Origin of the sequence: Blastopirellula sp. J2-11, assembly GCF_024584705.1 — a bacterium.
In the GTDB taxonomy this organism is placed as follows: Bacteria; Planctomycetota; Planctomycetia; order Pirellulales; family Pirellulaceae; genus Blastopirellula.
Genome location: NZ_CP097384.1, coordinates 5,369,578 through 5,384,500, shown reverse-complemented (window position 1 = coordinate 5,384,500; position 14,923 = coordinate 5,369,578). Strand labels below are relative to the sequence as shown.

The window sequence follows — 14,923 nt, the reverse complement described above, 5'->3', positions numbered from 1 at the left end:
CTCTACTTGAAACTAACGGGATTGCCGTCGTTGCGATTACCGAGATTCGAGAATACGTCTCGATCAATCGTATATGGAAGAGCGCGAACGCCGCCATCAAGCAACAGCGCGTTGAAGGTGCTAGGATGCGCCGAGCCGAATCGCTGCTGACCAGCTTCACCACGAGCGTCACGCGTGGGAGCCAACGTGGTAGCTCGTACGTTGGCGAACGTGGACGGATCGTTTGGTCCTTCCCAGCCGGCGGCATAGCCAAGTTTGTCGGGGTAGGTGGTCGATACCGATTCATCGTCGGCATCATCCAGCGCCACTTTCTTTTCGGCAATCAGCAATGTGTTGGTCGTTCCATCGCTCGCGTTGACAAAACGGAGCAAATTTTTTTGGACGTCGATCGGGTAGGGGACATCCGGTGGAGGAGGAGGGCAAGTGACATCGACTCCCCAGGTCCGCGTAATCATGCCGGTCCCCTCCTGATTTGCGGCGGCATAATCAATTAGTCCGCGCACGATCGGAGTTTCGTCAAGACTCTCGGCATAGTCACCGTTATTTTTCAGGCGGCAGTAAAAGTCGTTGGACGGTCCTTTTGCTATCGGTCGACGCCGAGTTGGACAAAAATAGATCGGAATGGTCGCGGCGGTGGCGAAAATTGCGCGTTCATGATCGCTAGCGCCGGGGCCCCCTTCATGCACGGCTTGTTGCTCAAGAAAGGGCAAGATTTGAAAGGCCCAGCCGGCTGCCTGACGTTCGGCGATTTCTGGTTTTCCATCCGTAAACGTTGGGTGCAGGTCATAGGCGTACCCGCCGGCAGGGAAGAACTGATACGAGTCATGGTGAAAGTGCCAGGCGAGACCGATTTGCTTCAGATGGTTGGCGCATTCAATGCGACGAGCGGCCTCGCGGGCCATCTGCACTGCAGGTAGTAGAAGCCCCATCAAAATGGCGATGATTGCGATCACGACCAAAAGTTCGACCAGCGTAAATCCAGTACGGCTACGAGCAGTCATCGCGGTTCTCAAAAATTGGAGAGGTCCCGGCACGGAATAATTTTTAAGCTAACGCTGCTCACCAGAGACGGCAAAGAACCGGTCAAGATTGGCAGACTATTAGCGCCGATCGTACGAGAATCTGTTTGGCGCGACCGCTAGCGATTCGGGATGCATGAACGCATGACTATTTCCGAATGATGAAAGATGCGGAGGCGATGTCTGTGTTGACGATCAGACCGTGAAGAGATCGCTGGCTGCTGATCATCGAGCGATTCACTTTCTTCTCTGCGACCAGCAACGTTTGGGGCGTGGCGCCGGCGAATCGATGCCATGGATGCACGGAGAATAGCTCTCGCGATGACGCCGCCTTCACGGAAATAAGTATTGACAAAGTGTCACGATTGTGTAATTATTTGCTGACGATAGTTGCAGTCGAATCGCAATCTGGTCGATGGCGGACCTAGAGGATCTCCAGCCCTTAGGCCCGAAGCGGCCGTTCCAACCTAGCCCGGGGTGGAGTTGCGATTTTTCGAGCCAAGTAAACACTAGAGCGGTTTTCAGCTAGCTGACCCATTTTGATTTTCCAACGATTGAAAGTGAAGACGGTGCTGCGCGGCACGTATCGACATCAGCCGCACGGCGTTAGCCGCGGTTTCTGTTACCAATTGTCTTTCGCAAATGAGTTCCCATCAGAAACCGGTGCTAACGCACTACGGCTAATAAAATCATGGCGCCTGAAAATTGTCGCGTGACGGAACACTAGCCCGCAGCGCCAGCGAGGGAATACGGCTCGCCAATTCAATCCGTGTTGGGATCGCCAACTCTATTCCCTCGCTGGCGCTGGCGGGCTAGTGTGACGATTTGCGGTTGATTCTGGCCGTATTAACGTCCTTCTTTCGTGTTCGATCGTTCGTGAATTGCAAATAGCGCAACTCCAAAAACTCCACCCCGGGCTAGAAACAGGACGGCCGCGTTGGGCCTAAGAGATGGTCGGTGGTGCAGAACGCTAGTGTTGGATCGGTTCAATCAGTTGGACAGAAAAGCGAAGTGGTCCAGTCCTGTCCCACGTTTCGGGTCCAATCCTGTCCCATGTTTCGGATCCAATCCTGTCCCACGTTTCGGATCCAGTCCTGTCCCACGTTTCGGGTCCAGTCCTGTCCCATGTTTCGGGTCCAGTCCTGTCCAACGTTTCGGATCCAGTCCTGTCCCATGTTTCAGATCCAGTCCTGTCCAACGTTTCGGATCCAGTCCTGTCCAACGTTTCGGATCCAGTCCTGTCCAACGTTTCGGATCCAGTCCTGTCCAACGTTTCGGATCCAGTCCCAGCCCAGGACTGGTGGGCGCTGAAGGTAGACATTTACAGCCGCATGCCGGCCCGACGCGTCGAGCCATGACGCGGAGGCGGAGAAACGGGGGAGGCGGAGAAGCGGAACGGGGCGTTAGTCGAGACTGACCGGGTTGCCGTCGCTACGATTGCCGAGATTCGTGAATACCGCCAAATCGATGGTAAACGGCAGGAAGCGAACGCTGCCGTCGAGCAGCAGCGCCGTTAATCCGCCGGGGTGCGAAGAGCCGAAGCGTTGCTGTCCTTCGGTGTTCAACGCATCTGGTTGAGGATTAAGCGTTGTGGAGCGAACCGTATCGAAAGTGGTCGACGTCCCTGGAACCCAGCCAGAAACATACCCGGCGTTTTCGCCTGGTTCACGATCGGACTCGCTGCTGATGATCGAGCGATTCACTTTCTTCTCGGCGACCAGCAACGTTTGGCTCGTGCCATCGGTTGCATCGGCGAATCGAAACAGACGCTTCTTCATGCTTCCAGTGTCGGTTGGACAACTGCCGGAGGTGGCGCCCGGCCAGGTTTGCGTCAGAATGCCTGTTCCATCGGCATTGGACGCGGCGTAGTCGGTCAGGCCGTGCGTCAGTTTGCGACTAGCGCTAACCGGCAAGGTTGCATGGTCTGGCCCCATGCAAAAGAAATCATTCGTTAGTGCTTTGGCGTAGGGTTGGCGACGTGAAGGACAGTAGTAGCCAGGGATCACCCCGCCGATTGCATTGGAGGAACACTCTAGGTCGGTCGTTCCGCCGGCTCCTTCGTGGATCGCCTGCTGTTCTAGAAACGGCAGGATCTGGAAGGCCCAGCCGGCTGCCTGACGTTCTCCCACTTCGGGACGCCCGCCGGTAAAGGAGGGGTGAACGCTTTGCGAATAGCCGCCGGTGGGAAGATATCGAAAGGTATCGTGGTGATTGTGCCACCCGAGGCCGATTTGCTTCAGATGGTTGGTGCATTGAATCCGGCGAGCCGCTTCGCGAGCCATCTGTACCGCGGGAAGAAGCAGCGCAATCAAGATCGCAATGATCGCGATCACGACCAAAAGCTCAACCAGCGTAAAACCAGTACGGCCGCGAGCGATCACGGTCTCCCCTCTAAATGGTGTAGTGTTCCGGCATCTCGTATTTTAGCCTATCCAGGGACAGCATCAGAGGCAAATGACGAACCGGCGGACCGCAAAGTTTTGAGAAAAGCAGCGGCGAAATAGGGGATTCGTTGCTATCGTATGGCGCGACAACAACTTAGCAATATTGGACAATTGCGGCGGATCGGCTGCGTTTTCCCACCGCAGAGCGTTGTTTGGGCTTGTAAACCCCAAAACATCTGGCAAAATAACGTGTTTCCGATTCTCTCAAGAGTCGCAAGAGAAGCTCCTGACTCCGCCGAAGCTGTGAAATGCGGCGGAATATCCATATAAGACAATTGAGTTTTGAGGGTTCCGATGGCCGAAGTGCTGAACGTTAAAAAGCGTGAGCTGACGGGCAAGCTTAACAACCGTCGCCTGCGTAACGCTGGCAAAATCCCGGCTGTGCTGTACGGCAACGGGCAAGAGTCTGTGTCGTTGGAAGTCTGCGCCGACGAGTTTGCGGCGATCGTTCGCCACAAAGTGAAGAACATTGAATTGGCCGGCGACATCACGGGCAACGTGGTGATGCGCGACATTCAATGGGACACGTTTGGCGTCGACGTCCAACACATCGATTTTTACCGCTAGTCCTTGCAGTCAAGCTTGAATGCGGCATGAAATTGGTAGTGGGTCTCGGAAATCCTGGACCTAAATACGACAAAACGCGGCATAACGTCGGTTTCGAGGCGCTGGATCGCTTCGCCGCCGGAACAGGCGTTACGCCGAGAGCCAAATTCAACGGAAATATCCTCGAACTTGGCGTGGGAGAAGAGAAGACGATTCTTCTCTACCCTCACACCTTTATGAATAACAGCGGGACAAGCGTCCGGGCCGCATTGGATTTTTTCAAGCTGCCCAGCGAGTCGGTGCTGGTCGTTTGCGACGACTTCAACTTACCAGTCGGTACATTGAGGTTTCGCAGCGGAGGTTCGGCCGGCGGCCAAAAAGGGCTGGCGGATATCCTTCGCAAAATGGGGACGAACGATGTGCCCCGGTTGCGGATCGGCATCGGTCCATTGCCGCAATCGAGAGACGTCACCAGTTTCGTCCTGGGGAAATTTGCTCCCCAAGAGCGGGCCGAGATCGACTTTACGCTGGATCGCGCAATACGCGGCGTAGCGGACTGGATCGCTCACGACCTCAAGTACTGCATGAACCAATACAACTAACGCCGACTTCGGTTAGCAACAACACAATTTAGGAGATCAACCTTGGCGGCCAACGTTTATGAAGGGCTGTTTATCCTGGATTCCAATCGGTACGGTCGCGACCCAGGCGGCGTGGCGGGCCAGATTCAGGAACACGTCGAGAAGCTCGGCGGCGAAATTTTGGTAAGCCGAATGTGGATCGAGCAACGTCTCGCTTATCCGATCAACGGCCACCGCAAAGGGACCTACTGGTTGGCTTACTTCCGATTGGAAAGCACCAAGCTGACCGATCTGACTTACCAGTGCAACATCAACGATAACTTCCTGCGGTTTATGTTCGTAAAGCACGATCCGCGGATTGTCGACATGTTGGTCGCTCATGCCGATGGTTCGGCGGAAGAGACCCCCGAAGAAGAAACGCCAGCTGAGACCGCCGAACCGGCGACCGTCGAAGCGGCGGCGGAATCCGCCGAATAGGACACGCATTTTTTGCGTTTGGCAAGTCGCGTGACGCCAGTCGTTTTGGTACGCTTGTAGTTAACAAGCGTTCACCATCGCGGCGATCGCTCCCGCGGTTTTAGCTACAGAGGAGATCGACACATGGCGAGTTTTAACCGGGTGATCCTGGTCGGCAACGTGACGCGAGACATCGAGGTCCGCTACATCCAAAGCGGATCGGCTGTCGCGGAAATCGGCTTGGCCGTCAACGATCGCCGCAAGACCGCTTCGGGCGAGTGGGTGGACGAAACAACGTTCGTCGACGTGACGCTCTGGGGCCGGACGGCGGAAATCGCCGGCGAATACTTGAGCAAAGGCTCGCCGGTGTTGATTGAAGGTCGTTTGAAACTCGATACTTGGGAAACCGACGGGCAAAAGCGCTCGAAGCTTCGCGTCGTCGGTGAAAAGATGCAGATGCTCAGCGCTCGCGGCGCTGGCGGCGGCGGAGGCCAAGCTGGTCCTTCGGGCGGCGGACAGCGACGCCAACCGCAATCGGCGCCCAATCGCGGCGGCGGCGGCCAAGGTGGCGGTGACGCAGGCAATTATGGCGGCGGTGACGATTACGATTCGTTCGGTGGTTCGTCGTCAGACGACATCCCGTTTTAATACAGACACACATACAGTACTGATCAGAAGCCCCGCGCAGCAAACGCCAAACAGTGGTGATTTGCCGTTTCGCTGGGCCGAGTGAGAAGCGAGAGGAACAGCGATTATGGCGACCACGAAAGCTGAAAAGCATAGCGAACGTGTTTGGAAGCGTCTGCCCAAAGGGCAAAACGGCGGTATCGAATTGCTGCTGATCCAATCGGTCGATCACTTGGGCAAGCAAGGGGACGTTGTCGAAGTCCGTCCCGGCTACGCCAACAACTATTTGATCCCGCAAGGCCTGGCGACGATCGCGACCCCGCATCACAAACGCATGGTCGACAAGCATCGCGCCAAGTTGCTGGAGATTGAAAAGTCGCGTCTGGCCGGGCTTCGCGCCATCGCCGATCTGCTCAACCGCCAGAGCGTCACAATCGAAGCGAACGCCAACGACGAAGGTCACTTGTACGGTAGCGTTGGCCCGGCTGATATCGTTTCGGCTTTGAAAGAACAGAACTTCACGATCACCGCCGATCAGGTTCGCCTGGAAGGTCCGCTGAAGGAACTGGGGCTCTACACGGTCAAGATTCATCTGCACGCCGAGATCGAATCGGAACTCAAAGTGTGGGTCGTGCCGACCGTTTCTGGCGACGAATAGTCTCCTCTCACGAGGCGATTTTTCGCGACTGATCCATTCCCAACAAAGAGCCGTCCCGCAAAGGACGGCTCTTTTTTTGACAAGTTATGCACGCCCGCTTTTTTGCGTGGAAGCGTTATGCCGCCAAGACTTGCGGCGCGACTTTGGCGCCCAGCGGCATCGTTCGATTGTGACGCTAGATCGCCTCGGTATGATGAAGCCCGCGGCAAGCGGTCGCTCTCTTCGATGATTCATCAAGGAAGGTTCTCATGAAGTCCAAATTCAAACGCGTCGATCAGCCCGAGCGGCCGACAGCGGAGATCCTCGATCGGCAACCGCCGTGCAATCTGGAAGCCGAGATGGGCGTACTAGGGAGCATCTTTCTGCTGCCGGACTGCGCCGACGAAGTGGTGATGATCGTTCGCCCAGACGACTTCTACGACGAGGCGAACAAGAAGCTGTATGAGCATATGGTCCGCTTGCACGATAGCGGTCGCAAAGTTGACCTGACGTTGTTGGCCGAACAGCTGAAATCGGATGGTGACTTTGAGTTTATCGGAGGCGCCGCCTACCTGGCCCGCGTGCTCAACAGCGTGCCGAACGCAGCGCATGCTGAGCATTACGCCCAGATCGTCGCCGCGAAGTCAATCAACCGTAATCTGATTTCCGCCGCAACCGAGATCCTGCGGGACGCCTACGACGAAAACGACAAGGCCGATCGGTTGGTCAGCAGTGCGGAAGAAAAAATCTTCGCGATCAACGATAGCCGTAGCTCGAGCTCGATGGCCAGCATGAGCGAGATCGTCACCGCGTCGATGGAACGGATCGACGCGCGGCTGCGCGGCGAGCACCTCGATGACGGCGTGGCGACCGGCTACACCGACTTGGATGGGCTGACCGGCGGCTTTCATGGCCAGGAACTACTGATTCTGGCGGCTCGTCCCTCGATGGGAAAAACGGCGTTTGCAATGAACATCGCCGAGAACGTCGCCGTGCATGACAAGACGCCGGTGCTGTTTATCAGTCTCGAAATGGGTTCGACCGAGCTTTGCGATCGCTTGCTTTGCTCAGTCGCCCGTGTGAACGGCCATCGGCTGCGCAACGGCACGATCTCGGCGGACGATCGTCGGCGCTTGGTCGAAAAGTCGGCGCTTGTCGCCGAGTCGCCGCTGTTTGTCGACGACGCTCCGACGCGCACCGTTTCGCAGATCGCGGCCGGCGCTCGTCGGATCAAACGGCGTCATGGGCGGTTGGGGATGATCGTGATTGACTATTTGCAGCTGATCGAACCCGACAATTCCAACGACCCCCGGCAAGAGCAGGTCGCGAAGATCGCTCGCCGCTTGAAGGGACTGGCTCGTGAAATGGACGTGCCGATCTTGTGTTTGGCCCAGTTGAATCGCCAGGCGGAAGCCTCCAAAGACAATCGGCCGAAGTTGAGCCATCTGCGTGAATCGGGGGCTATTGAACAAGATGCGGATGTCGTGATGTTCGTTCACCGTGAAGAGTACTATCATCATGGAGAGGAGCGAGATCAGTTCTCCGGCAAGGCCGAAATCATTATCTCGAAACAGCGTAACGGCCCGATTGGCGACGTTCACCTGACCTGGCTCCGAGACTTTACCCGTTTTGAAAACGCTTTCGAGCGAGAACCAGACGACTTTTCAGCCTTCAACGGGGGGGGCGAGTTTTAGCGCCGATTCCACGGACTCTTGCGAGCAACGAGCGCCTGCATGGATCAAATCCTCGGCTTCAAGGTTTGGGACCACGAAGAAAAGTGTCCTTATTTAGCGGGACGCCGCGCAAGGCTACCGCTCTACTATCCCTTGACCGTAATGTCTGGCGCCGATCTCGATCTCGCGTTGTCGCAAGGCGCGCGTCGTGCCGGCGTCTATCTCTACCATGTCAGTTGTCGTGCCTGCCGCGCTTGCGAACCGATTCGCATAGACGTCCGTCAGTTTGAACCGCGGCGTCGGCATCGTCGCGTGCTAGCGAAAGGGGACGCGCAGCTGGCGACGGTCATCGGTCCGGCCGTTGCAGATGCAGAGCGAGCCGCGATCTACAACCTCCACAAAGAGCAGCGCGGCTTGGCCGATGAAGGGCATTCGCCGATCAACGCCGATCAGTACCGCGAGTTTCTGGTCGAGACCTGCTGCGAGACGGTTGAGTTTGGATATTTTCGGAAAGATCGCCTGGTCGCTGCGGCAATCGCCGATTTGGGAGAGAACTCGTTGTCGGCGGTTTACTGCAGCTATGACCCGACCGAGAGCGACTTGTCATTGGGGACCTATTCCGTTCTCAAACAATGGGAGTTTTGTCGCGAGAGCGACAGACGCTATCTCTATCTTGGCTTCTATATCGCCGAATCTCCCCATATGAACTACAAAGCCTCGTTCTTGCCGCATCAGCGTCGCATCGCTGGCGACTGGACCGACTTCCCCGCGAGCTAGCAATCGCGAGCTCTTCCGGCGCCGAACAGAACGCTGCTGCGTCTCGTAACGTATCGCATTGCTGATAGTTGCGCAAACAAGACTGAATCCGTCTTGTCGTAGAGTCGCTCTTTCAGTATCTCTACCCAACCGCTTACTTAGGCTAGATGCCTAACGCCGCGCACGGATTGCGCGGTGGGCCAAAATTCAAGGACGAAACAGTGCGAAATTGCCGCCAACGAACTGCTTTCACGCTCGCTCTGGGGTGTGGACTGTTGCTCTTGCTAGCAAACTGCAACACCGGCTACAGCCAAGAATTTGATCCCACAACGATCGATCCGGCGCTGCTTGCGACTTCGCCGGCAGGGCCAGGCATGACCCCCAGTCGGCCGTTGATCGTCGATTTGCGGATAACCGGCAACAACCAAACGCAGGAAGCGAAAATTCGCTCGATGATTCGCTCGCGTGCGGATCGCGAGTTCGATCCCGAGATGATTCAGTCCGACGTTCGCAAATTGGCCGAGTCAGGCCTATTCAAAGACGTCAAGATTTTGACGCAGCAGTCGGCCGAAGGGGTTGTGGTCACGTTCCAGGTATTTGAACGCCCGGCGATCAAATACGTCGAGTTTCTCGGCAACGAATCGGCGACCGAGAAAACGTTGCTGAAAAAATCGGGCCTGACGGTCGGCGGCGCTCTCAATCGCTTTGTGGTCGAAGACGCGCGACGCCGCGTCGAAGAATACTATCGCACGCGCGGACACGGGATGGCGACCGTGACGATCGCCGAGGGAAACGAGAAAGACGACGAAGGGGTCGCGTTCATGGTTCACGAAGGCCCCTTGGCTCGCGTGTGGTCGACCGAATTTGTCGGTAACACGATCGCTTCCGGCGGCCGTTTGAAAACGCAGGTGAAATCCAAGCCGGGCATTTTGTGGTACATCCGCGGCAAAGTGGAATACGACCAAATTGAAGCCGACGTGGAAGCGCTGACGTCGTACTACCGCGGGCTCGGTTACTTTAAAGCCCAGATCAATCGGATCATGGAATACAACGACTCGGGACAGTGGGTGAACATCACGTTTGTCGTGGACGAAGGTCCTCGCTACGAAGTGCGCAGCGTCGCATTCGTGGGGCAGACGAAGTTCACCGACGAGCAGTTGGCGACGCAGGTCAATTTGATGGAAGGTCAGTACTTCGATCAGAAGAAAATGAACTCGGACCTGGCGGCGCTGACTGACCTATACGGCGCCCAAGGCTACATTCACGCCGATGTGCAAGCCGAACCCCGATTTTTGGAAGAGCCGGGCCAACTCGACCTGGTCTATGACATTCGCGAAGGGGATCAATATCGCGTCGGTAAGATCGACGTAAAGATTGACGGCGACTATCCGCATACGCAACGTGACGTTGTCTTGAACCGCTTGGACTTGGTGCCCGGCGACATCATCGACATTCGTAAGATTCGCGACAGTGAACGACGCTTGATTTCTTCGCAGCTGTTCGTCAACGAGCCGCATCGCGGAATCAAGCCGACGATTCAAGTCAAACCGCCGGAAGTGAGCGACATTGCCGATCAACGCTCGAGCAACTCCGGTCCGACTTATCGAGGACAAAGTCCTGAGCCGACGATGCAGCCCAGCGGATACAATTCGTCGCAAATGCCTGCGGTTCAGATGGGTCGGCAGACGGCCCCGCCCGATTTGCGTTCGTCTCGGTATTCGGCAAGTCCTGCCGCTGCGCCCTGGTAACCTTGAAGCCTGCGACATTGATTGAGGCGACCTCCCCCCGGTCGAGAAGGATTCGTTCGTGCGAGACAGCTGTAAACTAAAAAGCCTGATGCTGTTATCGGCCATCATCATGATGATCGGCTGCACAACGCCTGGCGCTCACGTCGCGGCCCTCCCATCGACGTTCTCGGCCGGACCTGCGGATCGTACGCTTGTCGCCGCGGCCAAGCCGCCGATTGTGCGCGCTCAGGATGCGCCGCTCGCGGCCGATAGCGGTGCGCCGCGACAAGCTTCGCCTGGCAATGACAGCCAGTACCGTGGGGGAATGCCCGCGTCGGGACAGCCGGTTCAACAGGTCCAGTACGAAACGCCTCCGCTGCCGCAGGCGCCCGCCGCCGGGCAGAACGTTCCGCCAGGTAATTACACTGCCGCACCGCAAGCGAACCCGTATCCGCAGTCGAGCGTAGTCGGCGCCGCGCCCTACAATCCAAACGCTTATCAGCAAGCGGTGAACAACGGCTATGTGCAACAGCAGCAATTGCCGCCGCCTGCTTCGATCCAGCCGCTGGGACGTCCTCTCGGCGGTGCTCCGATGTATAGCCCGCCGCTTGGTCCGGATGCGATCGTCGGGCCGAACCCGATGTACGATCCCGGTCGGCAACAATATATCCCAGGACGGACCGCCGACATTTTGGTCAATGCTCAAGAAGCGCAGACCGGTCGCTTTCAGTTTGGCGTCGGCGTGAACTCCGACGCTGGCGTGACGGGGTCGATCGTCGTTGATGAACGAAACTTTGACTACTCGGCGGTTCCGACCAGTTGGGATGACGTCTGGAATGGACGTGCGTTTCGCGGGGCAGGGCAGGGTTTCCGGTTGGAAGCATTGCCGGGCACCCAAGTGCAGCGATACATGGCGACGTTTACCGAGCCCTACTTGTTTCGCAGCAACGTCAGCATGAACCTGAGCGCCTATTACTTTGATCGCATCTATCGCGATTGGAACGAAAACCGTGTTGGCGGTCGCGTCGGTTTTGGCTATCGCTTGACCCCGGACTTGTCGGTCGGCGCCAACATTCGCATGGAAAACGTCGACATCTCGGATCCCCGGTTGAACGGCTCGACCGAATTGAATGACGCCCTCGGCACGCATGATCTGTTTAGCGGCCAGTTGACGGTCACGCACGACACGCGCGATCAAGCGTTTGCACCGACCGAAGGTCACCTGATCGAGTTCAGCTTTGAACAAGCCTTCGGCAGCTACAGTTTCCCGCGTGCCGAAGTCGATATGCGTCGCTACTTTTTATTGCGAGAACGTCCAGATGGATCGGGACGACATACGCTCGGTATTTCAGGTCGTGCTGGGTTCGCTGGTTCGGATACGCCGATCTTCGAGAATTACTTTGCGGGCGGTTACTCGACGCTGCGTGGTTTTGACTTCCGCGGCATCGGCCCAGTGCAAGGAGGCGTTTATACCGGCGGTCCATTCCGCGTCTTGGGCTCGGTTGAGTATACCTTTCCGATCACCGCCGACGATATGCTGAAAGGGGTGATCTTCACCGACTTCGGTACGGTGCAAGAGTCGACAAAATTTGTCGCCGACGAATTTGAAGTTGCTCCCGGCTTCGGTCTTCGCGTTTCCGTTCCGGCGCTGGGTCAGGCGCCGATCGCGCTCGACTTCGCGTTCCCAGTGAACAAGGCCGACACAGACCGCACGCAGGTCTTCAGCTTCTTCATCGGTTACGCTCGGTAGCAGTTGCCTGACGACTCTTAGGCGTCAACCTCTCTTGATAGCGCGTTGCGCGAGCGACTGTGTTGCTCGTCAAGCGTTCCTACTAGCTGATCCATTTTGATCTTCCCACGATAGAAACGGGGAAGCGAAGACGGTGAGACATGGCGTCCCTGTATTGGCGTCAGCCGCAATGCATTAGCCGCGGTTTCTGACAGGAACTCATTGACGACGGAAAATTGAAGACAAGAAACCGCGGCTAACGCCGTGCGGTTCATCTTGGGGGAGAAGCCGGAGCGTAAGGCGACTATTGGTTTTGCTTACTGAACAGCGATTTACTTCGAGCCGCATTGGATTCTCTGACCACATTTCCCTCGCTCGCGCTTTTTGGAGTTGCGCTATTTGCAATTCACGAACGATCGAACATAAATGAAGGACGTTAATACGGCCAGAATCAACCGGAAATCGTCACACTAGCCCGCCAGCGCCAGCGAGGGAATGCGGCTCGCCACTTCAAACCGTGTTAGGATCGCCAACCGTATTCCCTCGCTGGCGGGCTAGTGTTCGATTGATTCGAAATATCGCAACTTCAAAGCTTGCAATTCGGGCTACGAAGAGAAACGGTTAGCCCAACCGTCTCAACAGGGCGCCTTTAAAACCTGCGTTGTGAACTACCGTTCCGACTCGGCGTTAGTACGTTCGCCACTCGAAGTATTCTTTGTGATAGCCGGTGTGACCTGACCATGTGTCGCGCGCCGAACAGGCGCCGAAATAGCCGTAACTGTAAGCCGGCGTGCTGACCGAATAGCCGTAGCCCTGGTAATAGTGGCCGTAGTACGGAGCGGCGTTGGACTTCTGCGGAGTCAGGATCAAATACGACGGCGGAGCAGCCTGGCTGATCGCAACCATAGCGATGCTAAGCGTCAGAGATGCCAAGAGGGTGCGAATCATAGGAAGCGGCCTTGCTGCGATAGAAAATGTTGCGCTGGTGCAACTTTCCTCTGCATCGGCAATCGTAACGTTGTCGGCTGATCGATGCTCGCCGCGTCTTCCCGATTTTCGTCAGTCAGGTCAGATGGTAGCGATCTTGCCGATTATGCCGGGCTCAGTTACTCGAGCGTCCGCCCGATTGCGTAGACTTCTTCGGCGTTCAGAACCCAATCGTTTTGTTCAAACAGCCGCGCCAGCGCTCGCTTATGGATTTTCATTTTGGTTCCGCCGACGCCGATGGCGCCATAGCAGATTCGCCCATCGCGATTCTCGGCTTTGTCCATTGGATCGACGCCTGCTAAACCGACCGGTGGGGCGGCGTTCAGATCAATCAATACTTGTAGGTCAGCCGCTTGTCGCAAGGTTTCTTGACCAGCGAGTTGCACGTTAGCGGCGCCGGCGGCGATCACGACGGCGACGCCGCGCAGGGCCGCTTGTAGGCTTTCGTCATCGCTGACGGCGAACGGTTGGAAGGCGCCTTCCGCGACATCGGCTTGCAGGCTCTCGCAGACGTTGGTCGCTTTTTCAAGTCGCCGCGAGGCGATACGCACATGCGCGCCTTGCCGGGCCAAGAGTCGCGCCGCCCGTTGTCCTACCGGACCGGTTCCCGCCAAGACGAGAGTCTCGGCCCCGGCTAGTTGAAGATGTCTGCCGGCGGCCAAGACGGCTGCTGCGGCGGTGGTGTTGGCGCCGTTGGGATCAAATAAGATCGAGACGCGCATCGGTCCGAAGAAGCTGCCGACGGCAGCCGACAGCAACGTTTCGGCCTGCGCCACGTCGCTGCCGCCGATGAAGATCGCCGAGTTTTTCAACTCGGCCGGCGAGCGCGTAAAGATCAAGCCGTAGACTAGATCACGAACTTGCGCGGCGCTGACTGCGCCGTGTCGAAAGAGTTGATCGACGCCGGAGTCAACGGCGACAACGCTGTCGAAGGTGCTGATTTGCGGGTCAGGATCAAGCTGCAATAAAACTTTGGAGGTCGACATGCGCAGAACTCACGAAGTGGGCAAAAAAGAAAACCGCCCGGGAAGGACGGTTTTCTGAAGTTGTCGAAAGAGCAAAAGCGTCGTCTGGCGACTTAGAAGCCGCGGAACGGGTGGGCCGCTTTTTCTTTGCCGGCCAAGACTTCGTCGATAGTCGGTTTGCCGCCCATGGCGCCGGCGATCGCCGCCTTGGTGGCTTCGTAGTTGTACTCGAAGATTTTCTTGTCGTCGTCCGCTTCCCAGTGAATGAAGACGCCGCAAACAATCACGAGATCTTCGCACTGATCTTTCGGGATAATACCAGCTTCGACCGAATCAGCGACCGCTTTGGCGACAGCCGCTTGGGCCGGGCCAAACATCTGGGTCGCTTGCTTGGCGCCTTTGATGGTGACCTTGGTGATCGTGACCGTCGCCGGTTTGACCAGCAGATTCGGTTCGAGCACGGCCAGCAAGTTCGAGTGGCCAGCGGTTTGGGTCGATAGGGCGCTGGCGAACGCGGCGCCGACGGGACCGGTTTTGGAACCGATCATGAGATCAATGTGGGCGATTTCGTTACCATCGCCGGCGAGCGCTTCGCCAATGAACATCGACATGCGTAGTTTCTCCCGGAAGTGAAAATTGGATGGAGCGTCCCGAAGGGGGCGACCGCTCGGGGAAAGGCTATCGGGGCGGCAGCCCTAGCAGCGCAATGTCGCGAAAAAAAGAGCGCGAAACGCATCGGGTCGGGGCGATTGCCGTAGTGCAAAACTTATCAAACC

General features: G+C 57.0%; 14 protein-coding genes. 9 read left to right on the top strand and 5 right to left on the bottom strand.

Translation table 11 applies throughout. The annotated features are described in order from the left end of the window. Positions 1 to 2: 2 nt before the first annotated feature. Positions 3 to 1,001 (bottom strand): DUF1559 domain-containing protein, encoded by a 999-nt coding sequence (locus M4951_RS21245; RefSeq protein ID WP_262023626.1) that lies wholly within the window; start codon positions 999 to 1,001, stop codon positions 3 to 5. 1,421 nt (positions 1,002 to 2,422) lie between these two features. Further along, positions 2,423 to 3,400 (bottom strand): DUF1559 domain-containing protein, encoded by a 978-nt coding sequence (locus M4951_RS21240; protein WP_262023625.1) that lies wholly within the window; start codon positions 3,398 to 3,400, stop codon positions 2,423 to 2,425. A gap of 357 nt (positions 3,401 to 3,757) precedes the next feature. Here M4951_RS21240 and M4951_RS21235 point away from each other — a divergent pair, with 357 nt between their 5' ends. The 9 genes from M4951_RS21235 to M4951_RS21195 all read left to right on the top strand — a co-directional run bounded on the left by M4951_RS21235 (position 3,758) and on the right by M4951_RS21195 (position 12,216). Next, positions 3,758 to 4,030 (top strand): hypothetical protein, encoded by a 273-nt coding sequence (locus M4951_RS21235; protein ID WP_262023624.1) that lies wholly within the window; start codon positions 3,758 to 3,760, stop codon positions 4,028 to 4,030. A 26-nt stretch (positions 4,031 to 4,056) separates the two neighbouring features. Then, on the top strand, positions 4,057 to 4,611 hold the full coding sequence (pth, locus tag M4951_RS21230; RefSeq protein WP_262023623.1) for an aminoacyl-tRNA hydrolase: 555 nt from the start codon (positions 4,057 to 4,059) through the stop codon (positions 4,609 to 4,611). Positions 4,612 to 4,653: 42 nt separating this feature from the next. Next, a complete protein-coding gene (gene rpsF, locus M4951_RS21225; RefSeq protein ID WP_262023622.1) occupies positions 4,654 to 5,067 on the top strand; it encodes a 30S ribosomal protein S6 in 414 nt (137 codons plus the stop codon). 123 nt (positions 5,068 to 5,190) lie between these two features. Continuing rightward, the gene (gene ssb / locus M4951_RS21220) at positions 5,191 to 5,694 is read left to right on the top strand and encodes a single-stranded DNA-binding protein (RefSeq protein WP_262023621.1); all 504 of its coding nucleotides are present in this window, start codon (positions 5,191 to 5,193) and stop codon (positions 5,692 to 5,694) included. A gap of 106 nt (positions 5,695 to 5,800) precedes the next feature. Then, positions 5,801 to 6,331, top strand: coding sequence for a 50S ribosomal protein L9 (rplI, locus tag M4951_RS21215; RefSeq protein ID WP_002655345.1), 531 nt, complete (start codon positions 5,801 to 5,803; stop codon positions 6,329 to 6,331). 248 nt (positions 6,332 to 6,579) lie between these two features. Further along, on the top strand, positions 6,580 to 8,004 hold the full coding sequence (dnaB, locus tag M4951_RS21210) for a replicative DNA helicase (RefSeq protein ID WP_002655344.1): 1,425 nt from the start codon (positions 6,580 to 6,582) through the stop codon (positions 8,002 to 8,004). 39 nt (positions 8,005 to 8,043) lie between these two features. After that, a complete protein-coding gene (locus tag M4951_RS21205) occupies positions 8,044 to 8,760 on the top strand; it encodes an arginyltransferase (protein WP_262023620.1) in 717 nt (238 codons plus the stop codon). 200 nt (positions 8,761 to 8,960) lie between these two features. Continuing rightward, the gene (locus tag M4951_RS21200; RefSeq protein WP_262023619.1) at positions 8,961 to 10,487 is read left to right on the top strand and encodes an outer membrane protein assembly factor; all 1,527 of its coding nucleotides are present in this window, start codon (positions 8,961 to 8,963) and stop codon (positions 10,485 to 10,487) included. Between the two features lie 58 nt (positions 10,488 to 10,545). After that, positions 10,546 to 12,216: an outer membrane protein assembly factor gene (locus tag M4951_RS21195; RefSeq protein ID WP_262023618.1), complete on the top strand. Its 1,671-nt coding sequence runs from the start codon at positions 10,546 to 10,548 to the stop codon at positions 12,214 to 12,216. A 666-nt stretch (positions 12,217 to 12,882) separates the two neighbouring features. On the opposite strand, the gene M4951_RS21190 is transcribed toward M4951_RS21195, so the two are convergent. The 3 genes from M4951_RS21190 to fae all read right to left on the bottom strand — a co-directional run bounded on the left by M4951_RS21190 (position 12,883) and on the right by fae (position 14,758). Continuing rightward, complete coding sequence (locus tag M4951_RS21190; protein ID WP_262023617.1) at positions 12,883 to 13,143, bottom strand: hypothetical protein; 261 nt, start codon at positions 13,141 to 13,143, stop codon at positions 12,883 to 12,885. 158 nt (positions 13,144 to 13,301) lie between these two features. Beyond that, a complete protein-coding gene (locus tag M4951_RS21185) occupies positions 13,302 to 14,168 on the bottom strand; it encodes an NADP-dependent methylenetetrahydromethanopterin/methylenetetrahydrofolate dehydrogenase (RefSeq protein WP_262023616.1) in 867 nt (288 codons plus the stop codon). 92 nt (positions 14,169 to 14,260) lie between these two features. Next, positions 14,261 to 14,758 carry a formaldehyde-activating enzyme gene (gene fae / locus M4951_RS21180; RefSeq protein WP_262023615.1) on the bottom strand — a complete coding sequence of 166 codons (498 nt, stop codon included), beginning with the start codon at positions 14,756 to 14,758 and terminating at the stop codon, positions 14,261 to 14,263. Between the last annotated feature and the right edge of the window lie 165 nt (positions 14,759 to 14,923).